The sequence below is a fragment of the Flavobacterium sp. 11 genome, assembly GCF_002754315.1.
GTDB lineage: Bacteria > Bacteroidota > Bacteroidia > Flavobacteriales > Flavobacteriaceae > Flavobacterium > Flavobacterium algoritolerans.
Genome location: NZ_PEFE01000001.1, coordinates 79,570 through 102,067, shown reverse-complemented (window position 1 = coordinate 102,067; position 22,498 = coordinate 79,570). Strand labels below are relative to the sequence as shown.

Annotated in this window: 27 protein-coding genes and 1 tRNA gene; 8 read left to right on the top strand and 20 right to left on the bottom strand. The window is 34.0% G+C overall.

What is annotated here, in order from left to right:
* Window positions 1-29: 29 nt before the first annotated feature.
* Entirely contained in the window at window positions 30-263 is a 234-nt protein-coding gene (locus CLV00_RS00440; RefSeq protein WP_099713338.1) for a hypothetical protein, read from the bottom strand.
* Window positions 264-550: 287 nt separating this feature from the next.
* Here CLV00_RS00440 and CLV00_RS00435 point away from each other — a divergent pair, with 287 nt between their 5' ends.
* Window positions 551-2,113, top strand: a complete 1,563-nt coding sequence (locus tag CLV00_RS00435) for an NAD(P)/FAD-dependent oxidoreductase (RefSeq protein WP_099713337.1) — start codon at window positions 551-553, stop codon at window positions 2,111-2,113.
* Between the two features lie 77 nt (window positions 2,114-2,190).
* Here the strand turns inward: CLV00_RS00435 and CLV00_RS00430 are convergent, their stop codons facing one another.
* The 9 genes from CLV00_RS00430 to CLV00_RS00390 form a co-directional block, all read right to left on the bottom strand.
* Window positions 2,191-2,574, bottom strand: a complete 384-nt coding sequence (locus CLV00_RS00430) for a cupin domain-containing protein (protein WP_099713336.1) — start codon at window positions 2,572-2,574, stop codon at window positions 2,191-2,193.
* 517 nt (window positions 2,575-3,091) lie between these two features.
* The gene (locus CLV00_RS00425; protein WP_099713335.1) at window positions 3,092-3,577 is read right to left on the bottom strand and encodes a nuclear transport factor 2 family protein; all 486 of its coding nucleotides are present in this window, start codon (window positions 3,575-3,577) and stop codon (window positions 3,092-3,094) included.
* 32 nt (window positions 3,578-3,609) lie between these two features.
* Window positions 3,610-4,695: a glycoside hydrolase family 130 protein gene (locus CLV00_RS00420; RefSeq protein ID WP_099713334.1), complete on the bottom strand. Its 1,086-nt coding sequence runs from the start codon at window positions 4,693-4,695 to the stop codon at window positions 3,610-3,612.
* 82 nt (window positions 4,696-4,777) lie between these two features.
* Window positions 4,778-5,563 carry a CHAD domain-containing protein gene (locus CLV00_RS00415; protein ID WP_099713333.1) on the bottom strand — a complete coding sequence of 262 codons (786 nt, stop codon included), beginning with the start codon at window positions 5,561-5,563 and terminating at the stop codon, window positions 4,778-4,780.
* A gap of 90 nt (window positions 5,564-5,653) precedes the next feature.
* Entirely contained in the window at window positions 5,654-5,866 is a 213-nt protein-coding gene (locus CLV00_RS00410) for an SHOCT domain-containing protein (protein WP_099713332.1), read from the bottom strand.
* A gap of 171 nt (window positions 5,867-6,037) precedes the next feature.
* On the bottom strand, window positions 6,038-7,351 hold the full coding sequence (locus tag CLV00_RS00405) for an amidohydrolase (protein WP_099716163.1): 1,314 nt from the start codon (window positions 7,349-7,351) through the stop codon (window positions 6,038-6,040).
* Window positions 7,352-7,560: 209 nt separating this feature from the next.
* Window positions 7,561-8,187, bottom strand: coding sequence for a peptide-methionine (S)-S-oxide reductase MsrA (msrA, locus tag CLV00_RS00400; protein ID WP_099713331.1), 627 nt, complete (start codon window positions 8,185-8,187; stop codon window positions 7,561-7,563).
* Window positions 8,188-8,206: 19 nt separating this feature from the next.
* Window positions 8,207-8,767, bottom strand: a complete 561-nt coding sequence (gene msrB, locus CLV00_RS00395) for a peptide-methionine (R)-S-oxide reductase MsrB (RefSeq protein ID WP_099713330.1) — start codon at window positions 8,765-8,767, stop codon at window positions 8,207-8,209.
* A 138-nt stretch (window positions 8,768-8,905) separates the two neighbouring features.
* Window positions 8,906-9,367: a GNAT family N-acetyltransferase gene (locus CLV00_RS00390; RefSeq protein ID WP_099713329.1), complete on the bottom strand. Its 462-nt coding sequence runs from the start codon at window positions 9,365-9,367 to the stop codon at window positions 8,906-8,908.
* Window positions 9,368-9,534: 167 nt separating this feature from the next.
* Here CLV00_RS00390 and idi point away from each other — a divergent pair, with 167 nt between their 5' ends.
* The 7 genes from idi to CLV00_RS00355 all read left to right on the top strand — a co-directional run bounded on the left by idi (window position 9,535) and on the right by CLV00_RS00355 (window position 13,222).
* Window positions 9,535-10,062: an isopentenyl-diphosphate Delta-isomerase gene (gene idi, locus CLV00_RS00385; protein ID WP_099713328.1), complete on the top strand. Its 528-nt coding sequence runs from the start codon at window positions 9,535-9,537 to the stop codon at window positions 10,060-10,062.
* Between the two features lie 102 nt (window positions 10,063-10,164).
* Window positions 10,165-10,575: a 6-carboxytetrahydropterin synthase gene (locus CLV00_RS00380; protein WP_099713327.1), complete on the top strand. Its 411-nt coding sequence runs from the start codon at window positions 10,165-10,167 to the stop codon at window positions 10,573-10,575.
* Complete coding sequence (locus CLV00_RS00375) at window positions 10,576-11,034, top strand: peroxiredoxin (RefSeq protein WP_099713326.1); 459 nt, start codon at window positions 10,576-10,578, stop codon at window positions 11,032-11,034.
* 145 nt (window positions 11,035-11,179) lie between these two features.
* On the top strand, window positions 11,180-12,142 hold the full coding sequence (locus tag CLV00_RS00370) for a type I phosphomannose isomerase catalytic subunit (RefSeq protein ID WP_099713325.1): 963 nt from the start codon (window positions 11,180-11,182) through the stop codon (window positions 12,140-12,142).
* Window positions 12,143-12,210: 68 nt separating this feature from the next.
* The gene (locus tag CLV00_RS00365; protein ID WP_099713324.1) at window positions 12,211-12,477 is read left to right on the top strand and encodes a hypothetical protein; all 267 of its coding nucleotides are present in this window, start codon (window positions 12,211-12,213) and stop codon (window positions 12,475-12,477) included.
* A 78-nt stretch (window positions 12,478-12,555) separates the two neighbouring features.
* A tRNA-Thr gene (locus CLV00_RS00360) sits at window positions 12,556-12,629 on the top strand.
* A 128-nt stretch (window positions 12,630-12,757) separates the two neighbouring features.
* Entirely contained in the window at window positions 12,758-13,222 is a 465-nt protein-coding gene (locus CLV00_RS00355; RefSeq protein ID WP_099713323.1) for a hypothetical protein, read from the top strand.
* A 144-nt stretch (window positions 13,223-13,366) separates the two neighbouring features.
* Here the strand turns inward: CLV00_RS00355 and CLV00_RS00350 are convergent, their stop codons facing one another.
* The 10 genes from CLV00_RS00350 to htpG all read right to left on the bottom strand — a co-directional run bounded on the left by CLV00_RS00350 (window position 13,367) and on the right by htpG (window position 22,488).
* The gene (locus CLV00_RS00350; RefSeq protein WP_099713322.1) at window positions 13,367-14,077 is read right to left on the bottom strand and encodes a DUF4369 domain-containing protein; all 711 of its coding nucleotides are present in this window, start codon (window positions 14,075-14,077) and stop codon (window positions 13,367-13,369) included.
* 223 nt (window positions 14,078-14,300) lie between these two features.
* Complete coding sequence (locus tag CLV00_RS00345; protein WP_099713321.1) at window positions 14,301-16,169, bottom strand: peptidase M61; 1,869 nt, start codon at window positions 16,167-16,169, stop codon at window positions 14,301-14,303.
* A 122-nt stretch (window positions 16,170-16,291) separates the two neighbouring features.
* A complete protein-coding gene (locus CLV00_RS00340) occupies window positions 16,292-16,636 on the bottom strand; it encodes a hypothetical protein (RefSeq protein WP_099713320.1) in 345 nt (114 codons plus the stop codon).
* 64 nt (window positions 16,637-16,700) lie between these two features.
* On the bottom strand, window positions 16,701-16,979 hold the full coding sequence (locus tag CLV00_RS00335) for a DUF2805 domain-containing protein (RefSeq protein ID WP_035670363.1): 279 nt from the start codon (window positions 16,977-16,979) through the stop codon (window positions 16,701-16,703).
* A gap of 118 nt (window positions 16,980-17,097) precedes the next feature.
* A complete protein-coding gene (locus CLV00_RS00330; RefSeq protein ID WP_099713319.1) occupies window positions 17,098-17,925 on the bottom strand; it encodes a sterol desaturase family protein in 828 nt (275 codons plus the stop codon).
* A gap of 45 nt (window positions 17,926-17,970) precedes the next feature.
* Window positions 17,971-18,579, bottom strand: coding sequence for an alpha-ketoglutarate-dependent dioxygenase AlkB (locus tag CLV00_RS00325; RefSeq protein ID WP_099713318.1), 609 nt, complete (start codon window positions 18,577-18,579; stop codon window positions 17,971-17,973).
* 4 nt (window positions 18,580-18,583) lie between these two features.
* Window positions 18,584-18,937 carry a DoxX family protein gene (locus CLV00_RS00320; RefSeq protein ID WP_099713317.1) on the bottom strand — a complete coding sequence of 118 codons (354 nt, stop codon included), beginning with the start codon at window positions 18,935-18,937 and terminating at the stop codon, window positions 18,584-18,586.
* Window positions 18,938-19,005: 68 nt separating this feature from the next.
* Window positions 19,006-19,902, bottom strand: a complete 897-nt coding sequence (locus CLV00_RS00315) for a DMT family transporter (RefSeq protein WP_099713316.1) — start codon at window positions 19,900-19,902, stop codon at window positions 19,006-19,008.
* 158 nt (window positions 19,903-20,060) lie between these two features.
* A complete protein-coding gene (locus tag CLV00_RS00310) occupies window positions 20,061-20,462 on the bottom strand; it encodes a DUF2721 domain-containing protein (protein ID WP_099713315.1) in 402 nt (133 codons plus the stop codon).
* 124 nt (window positions 20,463-20,586) lie between these two features.
* Window positions 20,587-22,488 carry a molecular chaperone HtpG gene (gene htpG, locus CLV00_RS00305; protein ID WP_099713314.1) on the bottom strand — a complete coding sequence of 634 codons (1,902 nt, stop codon included), beginning with the start codon at window positions 22,486-22,488 and terminating at the stop codon, window positions 20,587-20,589.
* Window positions 22,489-22,498: the final 10 nt, after the last annotated feature.

Genomic DNA, 22,498 nt, shown 5'->3' with positions numbered 1-22,498 from the left:
TCTGCAATCTTAATACTGATTACTGCAAACTAAAAAAGCTCCCCACGATGCGGTTTCAAAGCATCTCGAACCTGAATCATGTTTTCATCCGTTACTACCATAAAAGCAATTGCTTGCATTTCACCTTGAATTTCAAAACCCGTTATATTCAATGGTAATTTTTCAATTGTGATGTATTCTTTTAAATGAATTTCGTGATGTTCCGCTGTTTTTGCAGCTGCCGGACCACGAAAATCCCATATTAGTTTTATTTGTCTAGACATTTTTTATGAGGTACAAAAGTTCAGTAATCAGTGTTCAGTAATCAGTGTTCCTCGAAAATCAAATATTAATTTTATTCTTAATTGTTTAATCGGTTGAGGAGTTATCGTTTTACTATTTTTGAATTGCAAAGTTACAAAGTCTAATTCGAAAATTAGGCAATTTGAAAATTTGAAAAATGCATTTTCCTTTCAATAACAAGAAGTCAATACAAAATACTACTTTTGTACCAGGATTATTTTAGACATTTTTAAAAGTCAAATAATCTAAAAATCGATAATCTAAAAAAATGCCTCAAGAACTCTTATTACAAGTATCTCCAGAAATTGCAGCAAATGATTTGTTGTTGAAAAATCATTTATCGAAACAAATTAAGATTTCCGTAAATGAAATTCAGCACGTTTCTATCCTAAAAAGATCTATTGATGCCCGTCAAAAAGCTATAAAAATCAATCTTAAGGTTTTAATCTATTTAAAAGGAGAGCCTTTTCAAGAGCAAAAAATACAACTTCCGGATTATGGTAATGTGGCTACAGCTCAAGAAGTAATCGTTGTTGGCGCAGGACCTGCGGGACTTTTTGCTGCCTTGCAATTGATAGAATTGGGTTTGAAGCCTATAGTTATTGAGCGTGGAAAAGACGTAAGAGGCAGAAGAAGAGATTTGAAAGCCATCAATGTGGATCATTTTGTAAATGAAGATTCTAATTATTGTTTTGGCGAAGGTGGTGCAGGAACCTATTCAGACGGGAAATTATACACGCGTTCTAAAAAAAGAGGTGATGTAACACGCGTTTTGGAATTGTTTGTCGCTTTTGGAGCTTCAGCCGATATTCTTATTGAGGCGCATCCACATATTGGCACCAATAAATTACCTCAAATCATTCAGGACATTCGAGAAAAAATCATCGAATGTGGCGGACAAGTTTTGTTTGAAACCCGACTTACTGATATTTTAATAAAAAACAATGAAGTGCAGGGTATCGTTACTCAAAAAGGGGACACGATTCTTGCTAATAAACTTATTTTGGCCACAGGACATTCGGCTCGTGATATTTTTGAATTATTGGATAGAAAAAAGATTTTTATCGAGGCCAAACCTTTTGCCTTGGGCGTAAGGGCAGAGCATCCTCAATCTTTGATTGACAGTATTCAATACAGTTGTGATTATCGTGGAGAATTTTTACCTCCGGCTCCATATTCTATTGTGAAACAAGTGGGAGGAAGGGGAATGTATTCTTTTTGTATGTGTCCCGGTGGCGTGATTGCACCTTGTGCTACAAGTCCTGGCGAAGTGGTTACTAATGGTTGGTCGCCATCCAAAAGGGATCAGGCTACCGCCAATTCCGGAATTGTAATCGAATTGCAACTGGAAGATTTTAAGCCTTTTGCTAAATTTGGTGCTTTGGCCGGAATGGAATTCCAAAAAAGCATTGAGCAACGTGCTTGGCACTTGGCAGGAGAAAGCCAAAAAGTTCCTGCACAGCGTATGATTGATTTTACACAAAACAGAGTTTCATCGGATATTCCTAAAACGTCTTATGTTCCCGGAACAACTTCAGTTGAAATGGGACAGGTTTTTCCTGGATTTTTAACGCAAATATTGCGAGAAGGATTCACTGAATTTGGAAAATCGATGCGTGGATATTTAACAAATGAAGCCGTACTTCATGCACCAGAATCAAGAACGTCTTCGCCAGTGCGTATTCCCAGAGATCCTTTGACTTATGAGCATGTTCAAATAAAAGGGTTGTATCCTTGTGGAGAAGGCGCAGGTTATGCCGGCGGAATTATATCTGCTGCTATTGATGGTGAGAAATGTGCATTGATGATAAAAGAGTCTTTAGGAAATTAATTTTTTAAGTGATATAATTTTATTTAAAAAAAAGCAGCCTTATTAGGGCTGCTTTTTAATGTTTTTATAGGATTAGATTATTTTTTCTTGGCAGGTTTTATTTCTGTCACCACAATCTTGAATGTTGTAGTTCCTGTGTTTTTTGCCATGTGGGTTACGGGAGGGAAATATAATACGTCTCCTGCTTTGATATCTGCATTAGTTGCAGGTTTACCTTTTTCTGTTATTTTAATTTTACCACCGGTCAAAGCATACACGGTGTGATGCGGATGGCTATGCCACGGCATTGTTGCGCCTGGGGCAAATTCTGCAGACATAACCCTCACTTTATCATTCTCAAGGAGGATTTTTTTATACACTTTTGGACCTGCTTTCATTGGGTCTTGTGCATACACATTTGAACTCATTATTAGGAATAATCCAATGAGCAAAGACATCGAAATCATTTTAATTGCTTTCATTTTATTTCATTTTTTATTGATTAGACTAAGTTGGACACTATTTTGTTGTCCATTAAAAAAAATATTTCAGCCTCATTCTAGATGCATATAGACTTCTGCTAACACACCATTTTTAATTAGAAATAAGGAATTTGGCGACACTTTAACTAATATTTTTTTAATTTATTTTCTATGCAGTTCGATTAAAAAAGTAATGTCAATTTTTCGGGATGGTGAAAACTCTTGCTTAGCAATTCATTTGAACTATCGAAGCGCGATAAATGGCTTTTGGGGAACCACTAATTTACAAAATAAACAGATAAAATATTGAATTGGGGGTCTTTATTTTAGTTTAAATAAATGAAAATTAAATGATTATGTATTAAAAAAAAACAAAAAAAATCCGTTTTTAAATTTTTAAAAACGGATTTTCTACAGGTATTAAAGCGAAGTGTTATTTTTTTATTTTGTTCCTGATGCAACAGGAATCGCGTCGGTTTTTATTACAAAGAAAGAAAACAAAATTCATGATTTGGACTTAATGGTCGTAACTTATTACTCTGGATATTTTCCATTGATTGTCTTTTTTCTTCCAAATCATAAGAAATTTAAACGTTCCAATTTCTTCTTTTCCGTTTTCCATATGTCTGAATTCGTGTACGCCAATTTCAATTGCTCCATAGTCTTTGATAGGATGGACTTCCAGCGTTCCTTTGACTAGTTTTCGGGTCAGTTTATTTTCATTTTTAAACATATTCGAAAAATTTTTAAAAACGGTTTCATGCGAAAGCAATCCGCCATTGTCTTGAAACCATTCTAAATCTTCAGTAAATAAAGATTTGAATTTTTCGAAATCTTTTTTGTTGAACGCTTCGAACATAATCTCGTCCATTTGTTCGATTTCCTTATATAGTTCTGCGGATGTTGGTGCTACTTTTTTTTCTTGAGCAGTTGCAGTATTGAAAAAAACTAAAGCAAGAATTAGATTTAGAAAGAAATGAAATTTGAATCTGTTTTGTTTCATATTGGTTTTGGAATATCAAATGCTTGTTTTTTTTATTTTTTAACCGCTACAGCAATTTTTGAATCGGCAGTTCCATAATACAGAAACCATTGTTTTTTAAAATAAACCAATCCTTCTACAAAGCAAACTTCATTTACCTCTCCGGTTTTTTCATAAGGTTTGTCCGGATGAATAAAATAATCTTCCATTCGGTCTATTAATTTATAGGGCTTTTCCTTATCAAATAGGGCTTGACTTGCTGCGTACGTAAATTTAGGTAAGCTCGAATCATTATAATTAGCTGCATTACTTCCGTTGTAAATCAGTAGAATACCTTCTTTTTGGAGTAAAGCAAAAGGACCGGGTTCTACTAAACGACTATCAAAATATCCCATTCGAGGATGTAAAACGGTAATCATTTTTTTGCTTTCTTCATTTTCGGCTACTTTCCAATGGATAAGATCTTCAGAAGTTGCCAGATACAAATCAGTGTCCCCAAAATACATCCAGTATTTGCCTTTGATTTTTGTAGCTATGATTTTATCGCCGGCTAATTTACAAACGATAGCTCCAGATTTTGACCACAAATCTTTGTGTTTTTCTTCCTTTAAAACTAAACCGTGTTTTGTCCACGTTTTTAAATCTTTTGAGCTGGCTAAACAAAGTCTTGCTGTTTTACCATCATAGGAGGTATAAGTCATTATATAAGTTCCTTTCTCGCTTTCTATGATTCTTGGATCCTCAACGCCACCTTTCCATTCATACTGTTTCATAGTATCATTGTCTGGATAGAATATAGGTGCAGGTTGTTTTTTAAAGTGTAATCCGTCTTCGCTGATAGCCAGCCCTAATCTTGACGTCATGTCTTTGTCTTGTGCTCTGTAGATAAGATATACTTTTCCGTCTTTGACAATCGCTGATGGATTAAGGACATTTCGTTCTTCCCAGTGTACTTCTTTGTTGCTTATTGGAGATTGAAAAACTTGATTTAATTGCGGTTCTAAAATGGGGTTAAGGCTGTCTACTTTTACAAAGTTGAGCATCGCCCAATCCTTGCTTTTTGTTTCGGATTTATATGTGGAATTACTGCCGCAACCTACTAGAATAAATAAGAATAATAACGTAATGGTTTGTTTCATAATGTTCAAAATAGTTTAGGAGGAACGCACGATTCCTATAGTTATTAAGTATGGTTTTTAGTTTTTTATTGATCTCAATTATTTATAAAAGAGTCTGATAGGGTAAAGTTGCATTTATTTTATCGAATAACAATTCTCTTTTTGAAGTTAATAGTACTTTAGTTACTTGAAGTTGTTTCGTTTCGCTTGAAATTGTCTCATTTGACTTAATGCCTTTTTTTAAATGATTGATGACCACTTCGTAATCATGCCATTCTCCAAGTAAATCCGATAAAATATTTTTGTTTTGCAACGATTGGTTTTGTGATTCGCAGCTTAGTATTTTTTCATTGTATTGGTATGTTTTTAATCGTTTGCGAAAAGTGTGCATTTGCGTTTTTTTAAACTTGGTTTTACACATTAATTTTTTAATTTCCCTTCTCTTTTTATCCATATAGCGGTTAACCTTTTTTTTACTTGCTTGAGTAAGTAAGGGAATTATTTTGCGGTACTTTTTTCTAAATTTAACTACGAAGCTCTTATTCGCAATTGCGAAGAAACGTTTCAGTTCTTTAGTTTCGAGTTTTTTTAAATGATTGTAGTATGCTTGCAGCAAATGAGAATTAGGCTGTTCGGCAAGTAGGGATTGTTCTATTTGAAGTTCTCTGATTTTTCCCGCCTGTTTAAAAATAAGTTTAAAAGAGGAGTAGTTTTTTTTGCGTTTAAATTTTTTAGAGCAATAGTTTAATAAATCAAATAAAGCATTCATTTTCTTGATTTCTACTCGAAGGCTATGAAAGGTCTCCGGAATATAGGATTTTGGAGATTTTTCTAAAATAAGGTTTATGGCACTTTTTCGTTTATTAAAATATGTTTTAAGTGCTTTCATTTTTTACAAAATATTATTTTAGAATAAAAAGGGATGATACTTGCATCAATCGATGTGTTTAAAAAGGCATAAAGAAGTTTGTTTTTTGTTTTAATTATCTTCAAGAAATTTCTTTTTTTCTTCAAACTCTTCTTTTGTAATTTCTCCTTTGGCAAATCTTTTTTTCAGAATATCCAATGAAGTTTCCTTTTTTGTTCGCTGACCAAGAAAGTTATAAGGAGATACAAATACCCAAATGAGGATGATGATCCAAAAAATCCACCAGAAAAAATGCATTCCACCGAAATGATGTCCGTTATACATGGTGTTGTTTTTAAGTTGTTGAAAATCAATATAAATATATGAATTTCAGCACGGTAATTCAAGTAATTCCATTAAAAAAACGCCTCATTATAGTGAGGCGTTTTTTGTATTTTTCTTATTTTGTTATTGATTATCAATTGGAATACCTCGTTAGTGCATTTGCTTATATAATTACTTATTTTTTTTAGTATTCATTTCCATATAATCTATAGTCAAGTCAGACATTGCTTTCATTCCTAACACAAAACCGCTTTCATCAATATAAAAATCAGGAGTATGATGTGGAGCAGTTTCTGATGTTGGCTTACCTTTAGGAGCACCTCCCAAAAAGAAATAAAGACCCGGTATTTTTTCCTGATAAAATGAAAAATCTTCGGCACCTGTAACCGCAGGAGTCAGTAGAACATTCTCTTTGCCAGCAACAGCTTCTAATGTTGGGACCATTTTTTCGGTCAATGATGGGTCGTTGTAGGTAATAGCAGTTTTGTTGGTTATACTCACATCGGCAGTGGCTCCGGCACTTTCGGCTATTGCCGTTGCAATTTGTTTTATTCTGGAATGAACCATTTGCTGTACTTTGCTGTCCAGAGAACGAATGGTGCCATTCATTGTAAGTTCCTCCGGAATGACATTGCTTCGTACCCCTGCATTTATTTGTCCAACGCTTACAACTGCAGCTGATTCTGTTATGTTTACATTTCGGCTAACAATGGTTTGTAATCCCATTATAATCTGAGAAGCGGTAACAATTGGGTCAATACCAAGCCACGGATAAGCACCATGCGTTTGTTTACCCATTATTTTTATTTTAAACCAATCGGATGCTGCCATTGTACCTTTTGGACGGTACTTTATTGTGCCAACTTCTGTCTGGGCATTAATATGTAATCCGAAAATAACATCTACTTTGGGATTAGTAAGAACGCCTTCTTTTATCATCAATTCTGCTCCTCCTTCTTCGCCTTCAGGAGGTCCTTCTTCGGCAGGTTGAAAAATGAATTTAACGGTTCCTTTTAAGTCGCTTTTTATAGATGCTAAAATTTCGGCTGTTCCCATTAAAATTGCAATATGTGTATCGTGCCCACAAGCGTGCATGATAGGAACTACTTTGCCATTGTATTCCCCTTCTGCTTTGGAAGCAAAAGGAATGTCTACTCGTTCTTTTACAGGTAGTGCATCAATATCAGCTCTTAGGGCAACAACCGGACCTGGTTTTCCTCCTTTTAGAATACCAACAACTCCAGTTTTTCCCACTCCGGTTTGTACCTCAATTCCAATAGAACGCAGGTGTACCGCTATTTTTTCGGCAGTTTTAAATTCTCTGTTTCCTAATTCTGGATTTTGGTGAAAGTCTCTTCGCCAAGTAATAACTTTGGATTCTAAAGAAGCTGCCTTTTGAGCAATCTTAGCTTTTAGTGCTGCATTTTGCGCAGAAGCAAAAATGGAAAAAGTGAGTAATCCTGTAAAAAGAATGATTTTTTTCATTAGTTGTGTTGTAAGGTTTGGTTTCATAACAGCAATCATTTCAAATGAAATTCAAGCTATTTTAGAGGTAAATACGGTCAGTCAAAACAAATATAGCAAAAATATTTTGCCTTGCAGTAATTTTAAAATAGTGTGCAAAGTATCTTGCTTTAAGTAAGATGTAAAAAAAAATCGCCTTGTTTGCAGTAACAAGGCGATAGTTTGATAATTTATTTTTTCTTCTTTAATCGGCTTTTAAAAAGCTTTTCAAATTTTTCCATTTTGGGTTGAATTACCATTTGACAATACGGTTGGCTTTTATTGTTGGCATAATAATTCTGATGGTAGTCTTCGGCTTTGTGAAATTTAGTCAACGGTTCCAATGTTGTAACTATCGGACTGTCATAAATTCCAGCTTTTTTCATTGCAGCGATGATTGTTTGCGCTGCTTTTTTCTGTGCTTCATTTTTATAAAAAATCGCCGAACGATACTGTGTTCCTACATCGGCACCTTGTCGGTTTAATGTGGTTGGGTCATGAACTGTAAAGAAAACTTTGAAAATCTCATCCAGATTTGTTGCTTTTTTATCGTAGGTAATCTGAACTACTTCGGCATAACCGGATCTTCCGGTAGAAACATCCTCATAAGTAGGATTTGCGATTTTCCCACCTGCGTATCCTGATACCGCCGATTTTACTCCAATTAGATTCTCATAAACGGCTTCAACACACCAGTAACAACCGCCGGCTAATGTAATGGTTTCAAAATTGGATTGTTTTTTAGTTTTATCAATTGTGCTGTTTTGTCCAAACATGCCAAATGAAGTCAATAGCACTATTAAAAATATATTTTTCATATGTAGATTAGATTTATTTTTATTTAGTATCAGGAATAAAGTCAAGTGCGATAGAATTCATACAGTATCTTTTTCCGGTTGGAGCAGGTCCATCGTCAAAAAGATGTCCTAAATGACCGTTGCATCTTCCGCAAAGGGCTTCAATTCTTTCCATTCCAAGAGAATTGTCGGTTTTGTAAATAACACTGCTCTTGTTGTCTTGTTCAAAAAAGCTTGGCCAGCCACAGTTGCTTGAAAATTTGGCGCCAGAACGAAATAATTTATTGCCACAGGCGGCACAATAATAAGTTCCTTTTTCATCTGTGTCCCAATACTTCCCTGTAAAAGGTCTCTCCGTGTCAGCATTACGGGTTACTTCATAGACGTCTTCCGGTAAAACCTTTTTCCATTCGGCATCACTAACATTAAGTTTTGTCGTGTCTGTATTGGAATAATACGGATTTCCGGGTTTGTTGATAAAATTGCCCATTGCTATAGATTTTTTTGTGCTGTCTTTTTTGTTTGTCGTTTGTCCACAGGCAGTGAACATAAATAAAGGGAGCAAAAATAATATGCTTAAAAAACGGCTTGTTGTTCTCATAATTTTCTTTTTATAGTACAAATGTAAAGCGCTTTTGAATCAAAAAATGTCGTCTACATTGCAAATTAATAGTTATTTAACTATCGTTATTTACGGGTAAAAGACAGTTCTGGATTTAGAATTAACAAAACCTTATTATTATGAAATCATTCGCATGTTGATAAGGTGTTTTTTGAAGCCTGCTTTCTCATACGCCTTAATTGCCGAAGCATTGTCATTGTATACATCCAGCCTGATTTCGAATACGTCCTGAAGATTACACCAGTTTTTGAGCGCTTCAATAATTTTAGCGTTTACTCCTTTTCCTCTGTGATTAGCATCAGTGTACATGAAACCTAAATAGGCGTAGTTCAGGTGATTCAAATAAGGCTTCGCAGTCTCTATTCGCGCATATCCGGAACCTATAAGCTTCGAATCAATTTCAGCAACTAATACTTCTATATGTGGTGCTGAAATCATTTTTTCAATATCATAATAATGTGTTTTTTCTGCTTTTAAAGTAGGGTCAAATGGACGTTCAGCAGTAATAATTCCCTGTTCGAATTCAAGGAGTTTTTCTAAATCGTTTGGATGAGCTTTTCGGATGGTTATAGTTTGCATTTTGTTATTTATAATTTGTCATAAAAATACAAAAGAATCTTTAAAAGGAGGGCGTCAATTTTATTTGGACAGCCTTAAAATAATTCCGCTTCAACAAATCGAAACAGAACGTTAAAGCCCCCGTCCCTAATTATCTTTTTTGTATTTTTGACCAGTAATAGATTTATATGTTAGAAGAAAATGTAATATTAGTTAACCAAAATGATGAGCAAATAGGATTGATGCCTAAGCTTGAAGCACATGAAAAAGCGGTTTTGCACCGTGCTTTTTCAGTTTTTGTTTTAAACAGTAAAAATGAAATCATGTTGCAGCAGCGGGCACATCAAAAATACCATTCTCCTTTGCTTTGGACCAATACCTGTTGTAGTCATCAGCGCGAGGGCGAAACAAATATTCAAGCAGGAAGTCGCAGGTTATTTGAAGAAATGGGTTTCAAAACAGAGCTCAAAGAACTTTTTCATTTTATATACAAGGCTCCTTTTGATAATGGTTTGACTGAGCACGAGCTGGATCATGTCATGATTGGTTATTATAATGATGCGCCGAAAATCAACTTGGAAGAAGTAGAAGACTGGAAGTGGATGAAAATTGACGCTGTTAAAGAAGATATGGAAGTGCATCCAGAGTTATATACCGTTTGGTTCAAGATTATTTTCGACGAGTTTTATCATTTTCTTGAAGAACACAAAATATAGAATTGTAAAAAACAGTTCAAAAATATAGTAACATTAAAAGACTTTAGATTTCGTCACTTTGAGAAATCTGATCCCGAAGCTTCGGGACTAAAATCTGAAATTATGAAAGTTACCATTTCACGAAAAGCCCATTTTAATGCGGCACACAGATTATACAGGAAAGATTGGACTTTCGAGCAAAACGATGCTATTTTCGGCAAGTGCAATAATCCTAATTTTCACGGCCATAACTATGAATTGATAGTGAGTGTAACCGGCGAAATTGATCCGGAAACGGGTTATGTAATGGATGTGAAATTCTTGAGTGATATTATTAAAGAGGATGTTGAGGATCAATTTGATCATAAAAACCTAAATATTGACGTGCCTGAATTTCAGGATTTGAATCCAACAGCCGAAAATATTGTTGTAGTAATTTGGAATAAAATCAGAAAAAGAATCAAGCCAGAATTTGAATTGGAAGTTGTTCTTTATGAAACACCACGAAATTTTGTAACCTATAAAGGTCAATAAATGGGACTAAAAGTAGGTGATATTATCCCTAATTTCAAAGCAAAAGATGCAAACGGCAATGATTTTGACAGTGAAAACATTGTTGGGAAAAAACCTCTCGTTATTTATTTTTATCCAAAAGATAATACTCCGGGATGCACTGCTGAGGCATGCAGTTTTAGAGATCAATATGAAGATTTCAAAGATTTAGGCGCTGAGGTAATAGGAATCAGTAGTGATAGCGTCAGTTCACATCAACAGTTCAGTGAACTGTATAAACTGCCTTTTATTCTTTTGTCAGACAATGATAAAAAAATCAAAACTCTTTTTGGAGTTCCTTCTGGATTGTTTGGATTACTTCCGGGACGAGTTACGTATGTAACGGATAAAAATGGAGTCATTCAAATGATATTTGATAGTGTGTTAGCTACCAAACACATTCCGAAAGCCCTTCAAGCCATCAAGAAATTAGTATCATAGATTTTGTATTATACATTTGTTTTATCTTAATTTGCATTCAGTTGCTATTTCACGGTCATAAATCTTCTCAAAGGATTAAACAGTAGCGTAGTTTGGCAAAAAAATATTGATTTTATACATCTGTAATTCAAAAACACACACTTAAATGAAATTTTATCCATTACAATTTGAACCCATTTTAAAAGAAAGAATTTGGGGAGGTGAAAAACTTAAAACATTACTTAACAAACCAATTACGTCAACAATTACAGGGGAAAGTTGGGAGTTGTCTACAGTTGAAGGTGATATAAGTGTTGTTGCTAACGGAGAATGGAAAGGGAAATCATTGACTGATATTATCAATGATTCTCCAGATGAAATATTAGGAACGGAAGTTCATGCCAGATTTGGAAAACAATTTCCGTTGCTTTTCAAGTATTTAGATGCTCGTGAAGACTTGTCCATACAAGTACATCCTAATGATGAGTTGGCTAAAAAACGCCATAATTCTTTTGGTAAAACCGAAATGTGGTACATCATGCAAGCAGATGATGATGCCAGAATTATTGTGGGTTTCAAGGAAAAATCGAATGCCAGTGAGTATTTAGAAAATCTAGAAAACAAAACCTTACTTTCTATTCTGGATGATGTAAAAGTAAAATCAGGTGATGTTTTCTTTTTAGAAACAGGAACGGTTCATGCTATTGGTGCGGGATTAGTGGTTGCTGAGATTCAACAAACTTCGGATATTACGTATCGTCTCTATGATTTTGACAGGGTAGATGCTAATGGTAACACAAGAGAATTGCATGTTGATTTAGCTTTGGACGCCATTAATTATAATAAAGTAGAAACTAAAAAAGAGTACACAAAGAACATAAACGATTCAAATGAAATTGTTGACTGTCCTTATTTTACGACGAATTTTATTCCGTTAGACGGAGAAATTTCGGTTTCTAAATCAGGAAAAACATTTACTGTATTTATGTGTACAGAGGGAACATTTGAACTGGAATACAATAATTCAAAATTGCAATATAAAAAAGGAGATACTGTTTTAATTCCTGCCGCTTTGAATGCATTCATTCTCAACGGAAAAGCTTCAATTTTAGAAATTTACATTTCATAGTCGGTAATAGAAAGATTATGTGTACTTTTGCAGACGCAAATTAAAATTCAAATTTTAAAAAAATAAAAATGGCAAACGTTAAGAATTTAAAAAAAGACATCAACTACGTTTTAGGAGATATTATTGAAGCAGTTTACTTGTTCGAAATTTCTACAACAGGAAAACCAACAACTGAAACTAATGATTTAATTGATGAAGCTATCGCTGCTTTTGACGCTTTAATCACTAAAGTGAATGCAAAAAAAGTAGAAAATAAAAAAGCACACTTCAAACAAATTAATGTTGAATTGGAACAAACTGCAAATCAATTGATTGCTAAAATCAACGAATTGTAGTCAAAAAAAAAGCGAAAAAAGTTTGAATTTGTTTTGGAAAATAGAAATTCAGACTTATATTTGCACCCGTAATGAGTCGCCAGCGTAGCTCAGTTGGCTAGAGCAGCTGATTTGTAATCAGCAGGTCGTGGGTTCGAGTCCCTCCGCCGGCTCTTTAATAAAACCACTTAACTTTTGTTAAGTGGTTTTTTGTTTTTGGTAAAAATGTGAATTGAATTCCGTTTTAATGGTACGTAATAATTTTTTTGTTAAATTTGGTATCTAACCTAAACATTAAATTATGGAAGAGCATTCAGTTATTGAAAATTTTGAAATGAAATTAAATGAGTCTGCAAAAGACTTTTTGAAAGAAGCGGCAAAATGGGCTTATTTTTTATCAATTCTTGGTTACATAGGAATTGGTTTTATAGTTTTTGCAGCTTTATTTGCTGGTACATTATTTTCTACTATGGGGAAAATGAATCCAGCTATGGGAATGATGGGTTCATCTTTTGGAATAGTGATGGCAGTCGTTTATTTGCTTATTGCGGCACTTTATTTCTTTCCGGTGTATTACTTGAATAAATTTGCGTCTAATGCCAAAGCAGCGTTCAATAACAACGATTCTGAAACTTTGACTACTTCTTTAAGATATCTGAAATCACATTACAAATTTATTGTGATTATGACTCTGGTTATTTTCTCTCTGTATCTTTTAATGTTTGTAGGAATGATTGTTGGTGGAATGGCTTTTAATAATGCTTAAATAGCTTTTATATCTGATAACGATGAGGTTTCGTTCAGTTAGGCTTCAGAGCTAGACACTTTATAAAAAAAAATCATCTTGCTGTACAACAAGATGATTTTTTTTTATTCTAATTATGGAAAAGCATGTAGCTTTTAGAACTGTTTATTTTTGGTTCTTGATGCTGGTAATGTATTCCGTTAATTTTTTGCCGTAAAGCGATTGTGCGACTTTAGGAGACATTGATTTTTGAATTGTATCTAAATATTTGATATTGATGTCATAGATTTCAGATAATGCTATATAAGGCGCAACCTCAAATTTTCTGTTGTTTAATGCAAAATTAGTAGCAAATAAGTACTTTCTTTTGATGTTAGAATCCTGTCTTGCACTTAAACTATCTATTTTTTGTGTGTTTTGACTTTTGATAGCATTAAATTTTTGCTCAATCAAAGAAAGATTTTCATCTGTGAAACGGGTGTTGATTTTTTTATATTCTTCAAATATTTCCTGATTTTTTGATCCTTTAATTTTGGCATCAGACAAATAACGGTCTAAACTAGTTTCAATAGTTATGTTTCCCGGCTCAGCAAAGAATGGTAAATTATTGTCTAAAGAATTGCTCACGCCTCTGTCTAAGAATAAATAAAGCATTTCAGGAGACTTTAGGTCCAAATTACTTTCAAATGAAGAACTTCCATCGATGTTGATAGTGTCAATAGCTACTAGTGTAGTGTCAACAACTCTTTGGATATACAAAGTTCCTTTTTTTAATCCTTTGATATTTCCGGTAATGTGTAAATTAGTTTTTGACTCATTCTTGTTACAAGATGCCAATAGGATAAGCGTAACGAATGCAATAATTGATTTTTTCATGTGAAGTTAAAATTTGTTTTTTTGGAACATGGTATCGTCATTTTTATGATTTCTCCCGTCTCGAAACTTCGGGATGAGGATTGAATCATGGCGATTTCATCGATGTTTATATTTTGGCGCAAAATAAAGAAAATTGTTGGAATGATTTTGTTAACGCATTCAAATTTCACAAAAAAAATCCCAATCTATTTCTAAATTGGGATTTTTGGAATTATTTTTGAAATTATGATTTCAACCAAGCTTCTTTCAAAGCAGTTTTGGTTGCATCCGTAGCCTTAAGACCTTCTTTGTCTTCATAAGGGAATTTCACCTTTCCTTTGATTATTTGTTCCTTACCGTCACGTTTTATTTTTACGGTAATAGCATCGTTTTCTTTCCAGTTGTCACTTTCGGTAATCATGTCATAAATGTTATCCAATGAATATGGTTTTTCATTGATAGACACCAAAATATCTCCTCCTTTAAGTCCTAAATTTGTATAAAAAACATTCAATTCCATGTTTGGAATCACAATGATTTCTTTAGTTTGCTGATTCACGGTGATGTATGGTGATTGCCCTTTAATGAACACATTTCCGGGTACTTTCTCTATGGATTTAGTAACGCCAACTTTAGCCAAATAAGTTTCGTAAGGAATTGGAGTTGGACCAGATACGTACGTGCTTAAAAAAGTTCCCACTTCAGGATAGGTAAATGAAGTTATTTTGGCAAAAAGTTCATTATCATTAAATGGTTTTGAAGCGCCATATTCATTGGATAATTTTTGCATCAAATCAAGAATTCCTCTTTCGCCATTACTTTTTTCTCTTATTATAATATCCAAACACATTCCAATAAGTGCTCCTTTTTCATATACGTTCAAGTATTGTGCTTTGTATGGTTCTGTCAATACATTAGCACTCATGGTAGTGAAAGGCATTGTGTCATTCATAGTATTTGCATGCTCAATTTTTTCTGACATACGCGTATAAAACTCTTCTTCTGAAATTAACCCTTGATTGATCTGAAAAAGATTGGCGAAATATTCCGTCACCCCTTCATACATCCATAAATGTTCTGACATTTTAGGCGTGTTATAATCAAAATAGTGAATCTCTTTAGAATGAATCGTAAGCGGTGTTACAATATGAAAGAATTCATGCGAAACCACATCTTTCATTGATTTCACTAATTCTTCTTTTGGCATCATTTCTGGTAAAACAACAGTTGTTGCGGTAGGATGTTCTAATGCTCCAAATCCTTTAGCATCAGTAGGTGTCATGCTTGATAAATACAATAAAACGCTGTATTTTTTTGTAGCATTGATTTTTCCTAAAAATGTTTTTTGAGCGGTCATCATCGTTTTCATCTCCGGAGTGATGCTTTCTGCAGTCACTTTTCCTGTAGGGGAATATACGCCAATCAGTATTTCCATTCCGTCAACCGTAAAAGTAGTATAGTCCGGTTTAGCATACATGATAGGATTTTCAACTAATTCAGCATAACGAGGAGTTGTAAATACATCATTAGTTGTGCTTGCATCTTGATCAGTCATTGAGGTTGCTCCCCAAAGCATTTCCGGATGCGAAATGCTTACAGTGTACGGAAGGTCTTTTTTATCTTGAAAATAACCTGCAAAACCGTGCATGTTCAGCATAAAGTTTTTCCCTGCATCAATGTTTGTTCCTGCTGGAGAAAAAATATCATTTTGACCAAAACCACCGCCTTTTTCGGTGTCAAATGTGTCGTTTACCAAATAAGTTATTTTTACTAACGTTTTTGCATTTTTAATATTCCAAGTGTTGTCATCTGTTTTAGTAACAGGCAATACACTTCCTTTACTGTCAAATGCTTTAAAATCCTCAATATATTTTCCATAATCATCTACAGAATAGGTTCCGGGAACAATTTTAGGAATGCTGTAGGTTACTTCATCTGTACTGATTTTTGGGGAAGTAATCGTGACAAGTACTTTGTCCTCTTTTACATCATTCAAATTAATTGCAACTTTTACTATATCAGTAACGGATTTTGAGTCATTTGTAGCAGTACTGGCAGTTTTACAGCTCAAAAGAACCGATGCAAATGCTAGTGTAAAAAATATTCTTTTCATTATTGTGTTATTTTATTTTAAGTGTTAGTCTTTCAAATTGTAGAATTGTTACAATTTATAAGGACTAGAAACTACTTTTAAATTTTTTATTTTTTAAAACTGATTTGAGAATAAAAGAAATTTTATTTTGCGTTTAATTCTTTCATTACCACTTCCGGATTTTCAACTTCGATAATTAGTTTATTGTAATAGGAATCTTTGAGTTCGACAATAATTGCATTTTTTTTATTGCAAACATCCCAAAAATTGCGTTTCCCTTTTTTTATATAAGTTCCAGCAGTGATAACCCATGGCAATTGGGTGCCTGGCATTTTCCAACCAATCCAAAAGGTAAATTCATCGTTGCTTTGATACGCTCGGATTATTTTATCTTTCGGTACTTTAATTTTATTTTCAAAAGCCCAAAATTTATGACTTCTGAGAATGTCAAAAATAAATTCGTTTTCGTTTGATGTTACTGAAACCATTGCTGAGTTTGTGAAAGTTAATTGACATAAAAACAAAAACTCCCGAATATCAGGAGTTTTGTTTTTAGTCTAATTTATTTTTTATATAATATTTTCCATCCAAATCTTCATCAAAATCATCAATCTTAACGGGTTTTGGTTTTGGTTTATTTGCAGTCGCTTTCTTTTTCCACATTTCAAATTTTTCTGCGGGCATTTTCTTTTTCATGATTTCAAGAACCTCTTTTTCGGCTAAACCAAATTCTTTTTTGATGATTTCAAAAGGATTTTTTTCTTCTAAAGCCAATGTAACAAGTTTTTCTGTTTGCTCCCAGTTCAATTCTTTACGGTTACTCTTTTTCATCACGTGAAAATTAATTCAAATAAGTTGTTAATGATTAATAAATTGCATTTTTAATTACATCCAATATTAAGAAAAAAAATAATTACTTTTTCTCAAAAGGCCATTTTTTTTATACTTTTTAACTATTTTCCTTCAAAGGTTGTTTTTGAAAGGGTATTTTTAATAAATTTTTTAATTCATTGTGCTCTTCAGGCTTCGGATGCGTGTCGATTCCATAAATGATTTCTTCTTTTGGAAGCGTCATGAAGGTTCCGAAAAGCCTGTCCCAAATTGAAAATATATTTCCATAATTACTATCCGTATACGGCAAAACATAGTGATGGTGTACTTTATGCATATCCGGAGAAACGATAAAATAACTCAATATAGTGTCTACTCTTTTTGGAAGCGAAATATTAGCATGATTGAATTGCGTTGCCACAACGGATAACGTTTGGTACAGGAAAACCATCCACATGGGACTTCCAATAATTAAAACACCCATTGCTGTAAATGTAAAACGGATTACACTTTCTCCCGGATGATGTCTGTTTGCAGTTGTGGTGTCAATCCAAGTATCGGTGTGATGTATCAAATGAAAACGCCATAAAAATTTAGTTTTATGTTCCACTAAATGTACCAGATAAGCACCAATTAAATCCAATAAAAGCAATCCAACTAATGCGTAAAGCCATAAAGGCATTTCTGGTAGCCATTGTAAAATTCCAAAATTATTGGCAATTGTCCAATCGGCTGATTTTAATAAAATAAACGCCAAACAAAAGTTGACTACTATCGTGGTAAACGTCATAAAGATATTAATACCCGCATGATGCCATTTTTTATACGTGAAGTTAAAAAGTGGAAAAGCATTTTCTATTAACCAAAAAAAAGTGATTCCACCCACAAGAATTAAGCTTCGGTGAGAGGATGGAATGGTAGAAAAATAGGCAATAATATCATTCATAATTGGAGTATTTATTTCAAATTTAATAATTTTTATTGAAAATAATTATTTGATTACCCGAAAGGTACCATTTATTCTGGGACCAATGGGTTTTGCCGTTTTTGGAATTTGATGTTTCCAATAGTGCTGTGTTGTTCCTTTCATTATTAATAAACTTCCGTGTTGCAGAACGATACTTTTTTTTAGGTCTTTGTCTAAATTATGTTTCAGTTGAAACGTTCGCTCCGCACCAAAACTCAACGAAGCAATTACAGGATTTATTCCTAATTCTTTTTCGTTATCGGCGTGCCAGCCGTTGCTGTCTTTTCCGTCGCGATACTGATTGAGTAAAACGGTTGTGAAATTTACATCAGCAATATTTTCGATTTCCGTTTTTAGCTTTTGCAAAAGCAAATTCCAAGGATGTGGTTGCATGGTTATATTCGAATACGAATAGGGTTTTCCTTCGTTTCCAAATAAAGCGGTCAGGCGAGGTTGCGGATGAGTTTTTCCGTACACCCGAATATCATCTTGTTGCCAAGGAATTTCTTTTACCAATTCGGCAAAAATAATATCGGCTTGCTCTTTGTCAAAAAACTGAGGATAATAGATTATTTCAGCGTCCGGCAAGTCAAGGAATATAGGTTCGGATGTGGATTCAAAAAGTGATTTCAATTGATTAGGTGTATTGATAGGCCCAGAAAATGAGAACTAATTGTAATGGCATTCGCAAAAGCAAAACCCATTTTGGCAAACCCATTCTTGCTTTTTCATCGAAATACATATAGAGATGCGTTGGGAAAATAGCCATCAATAAAGCAATAACTCCCCAAGCAGCATAGTTTGAAAGTAGCGGAATACAGAGCGCAATTCCCAGAAATATTTCTGCTAAACCGCTGATGTGGTTTAATAATTTTGGATTCGGAAAATAAGGAGGAATGATTTTTAGGTACAATCTCGGGTTTCTGAAATGGTTTAATCCTGCGATAAAGTAAACAAAAGCCATCACATATAAATGCCAAGGTAAATTCATAATAAAGTTATTTATCACGAATTTATAAAAATTTTAATGAAATGAGTACAAATGTCTTTAAATAGAAATTAAGTCCTTTTCTTGAAGTTGACATTCATAATCACAATTGCCAGAATGATTAAAATAATTCCAATCCATTGGATTAGATTCACGTTTTCATTCAAAAGAAAGTACGCCATCAGTACGGATACGGGAAGTTCCAGCGCAGATACAATACTTCCTAACCCGATTCCTGTAAGTGGAAACCCAGCATTGAACAATAAAGGTGGAATTATAGTTCCAAAAAGAGCCAGTATGATTCCCCATTTCATGAAAATCTCAAAATTGAAAGGAGTTGTTTGTGTCGCAATTGCAAATCCAAATACGATTATTGCGCCACCAAGTAACATAAACAGACTTCGTTGCGCCGAAGAAACATGTGTTGCCACACGATTAGCGGTAAACATAGTTGTGGTAAAGGAAGCAGCAGATAAAAGCCCTAAAACGATACCGCGCCAGTCTAATTCTACTTTGCTTTGAATAAGATTTGTGGCAAGTGCCGTACCAATTAGTACAATAACTACCGAAACTATTTTTTGATTAGAAGGTCTTTTCTTTTCTAAAATCATTTCGAATAAAACGCCCATCCAAACGGTTTGCATCAATAAAACGATAGCAATAGAAACAGGAATATATTTTACTGCCAAGTAATAAAAAATACTCGTCATTCCCAGAGAAGTTCCGGCAAGCATTAATTGAGTGATGTTTTTCTTAGATGCTTTTACAACGTCATTTCCTTTTTTAGCTTTTTGAAACAGATTAATCAGCAGCATTCCCGTGATTCCATATACAAATTGAGCAATGGTAACTTCAGGTGTGGTGAACCCTTCGCCATAGGCTATTTTTACAAAAGTAGCCAACATTCCATAACTTGTTGCGCCAAGACCTACCAGAAAAACTCCTTTTAATACACTATTCTTTATCATTTTTTCAATTTTAAAAAGCGGGCAAAGATAGGGTTTAGTTCCTAGTTATGAGGTATAAATTAGGACTTAATATTTGAGACAGTTAATCTCTTTTGATTTTGCTTCGCAATGAGGGAATTATAGATAAATCTAAAGAATGGTTCTGTTCAAAGTTAATTTTATTTCACTTCTTTGTCGACTAAATCGCTTAAATGCAATCGCAACGCATTTACTGAAATACTGATTTCCCAAAATGACAATCCCAATGAAATCAATAATCCTAATAAACTCAGCCCAAAAAGATAAATTCCTGCGGTTTGCTGTTCTAAGAATAATAAAAGCATGGCGAAAACGGATAAAAACAGACTCATTACGCCAGCCATTTGCATATTGCGAATCAGTGTCAAACGCAAGTTTAGGTTTTTGATTTCCAATAAAATCATATCGTTTTGCTTTTCCTTGTAGGTTTTTTTTAATCCTCTTACTATAGTGGCAATAGTCAAAAATCGATTCGTATATGCCAATAAAATCAACGAAGTTGCGCCAAAAAGTAATGCCGGAGTTTCTATTTGTAAAATCATAAAAGTAGGATTCAATTGAGTTTCAAAGGTCGTTATCTTTTTGCAACATTCATTATTTACAACAAAAAAACCTGCAAGTTTGTGCTTGCAGGTTTAGTTTAATAATCTAAAAGTCTAAAAAATCTTATTTAATCATCTCAAAACTTCTTTTCACGAAAGCCGTTAAGGCTTCTCCTTTTAATAGGTTTTGTGATAATTTAGCTAAGTCAAGCGCTTGTTTTACCAAACTTTCCTGAGCGTCTTTGTCTTTGTTGTTTAGGATGCTTGTTGCTAATTCAGAGTTAGTATTTACCACTAAATTGTACATTTCCGGCATATTTCCCATCCCGAACATTCCACCACCGCCAGATTGACTCATTTCTTTCATTCTACGCATAAATTCCGGTTGCGTGATGATAAATGGCGAAGCATTACTATCTAAAGCTTCCAGTTGTACTGAATAGGTTTGTTTAGGAACAATGGCTTCCAGAACGGTTTTTAAGTTCGTTTGTTCTTCTTCTGATAATTTAGAAATGGTAGTTTCCTCTTTCTTGATTAAATTATCAATATGATCTGAATCGACACGTACAAAAGTCATGTTGCTGTTATCGCCTTCAATTTTTTGAATTAAATGCGAGATAATTGGAGAATCAAGCAATAATACTTCATATCCTTTATCTTTTGCAATTTCGATATAAGAGTGTTGTGCTTCTTTATTTCCAGCATATAAAACCACTAATTTTCCGTCTTTATCGGTTTGGTTCGCAGCAAGATTTTCTTTTAATTCTTCCAGTGTGAAAAATTTACCGTCAACTGTTGGATACAAAACAAACGCGCCTGCTTTTTCGTAGAATTTATCTTCAGAAAGCATTCCGTACTCCAAAACGATTTTGATGTCGTTCCATTTTTGTTCAAAATCTTCACGGTTTTCAGTGAACAACGATTTTAATTTATCGGCTACTTTACGCGTGATATAATTGGAGATTTTCTTCACCGCAGCATCCGCTTGTAATCCAGAACGAGAAACGTTCAACGGAATGTCCGGAGAATCAACAACACCTTTTAGCATCATTAAAAATTCAGGAACAATTCCTTCCACATTATCCGTTACGTACACTTGATTTTGGTACAATTGGATTTTATCTTTCTGAATCTGTAAATCAGAACCTAATTTTGGGAAATACAAAATACCGGTTAAGTTGAACGGATAATCTACATTTAAATGAATGTGGAATAACGGTTCTTCAAACTGCATTGGATACAATTCATGGTAGAAATTCTTGTAATCCTCCGCTGATAATTCAGTTGGTTGTTTCGTCCAAGCTGGATTTGGGTTGTTGATGATGTTGTCTACTTCAACTTCCGTGAAAGTTTTGTCTTTATCTTCTTCAGCAACTTCTTCACCCTTTTTTTGCTCTATTTTTTCTGTTTTGGTTCCAAATTTAATTGGAATCGGCATGAACTTATTGTACTTGTTCAACAGTTCCTTGATTTTGTATTCTTCCAAGAATTCCAAAGAATCTTCGGCGATATGCAAAATGATTTCTGTTCCACGAGAAGTTTTGTCAGCTGGTTCTAGTGTGAATTCCGGGCTTCCGTCGCAAGTCCAGTGTGCAGCTGGTTCATCTTTGAAAGATTTAGTGATGATTTCCACTTTTTCGGCAACCATAAAAGCAGAATAAAAACCAAGACCAAAATGGCCAATAATTCCAGAATCTTTAGCTGAATCTTTGTATTTGTCCAAAAACTCCTCAGCTCCTGAAAATGCCACTTGGTTGATGTATTTCTCCACTTCATCCGCAGTCATTCCAAGACCTTGGTCAATGATGTGTAATTTTTTACCTTCCTTATCAATTTTTACTTCGATAATTGGGTTTCCGTATTCTACTTTGGCTTCGCCAATGCTTGTTAAATGTTTTAATTTAAGTGTTGCATCCGTTCCATTAGAAATTAATTCACGCAAGAAAATTTCGTGATCACTGTATAAGAATTTCTTGATTAAGGGAAAGATGTTCTCTACCGAAACATTAATTTTACCTGTTGTCATATTTTGAATT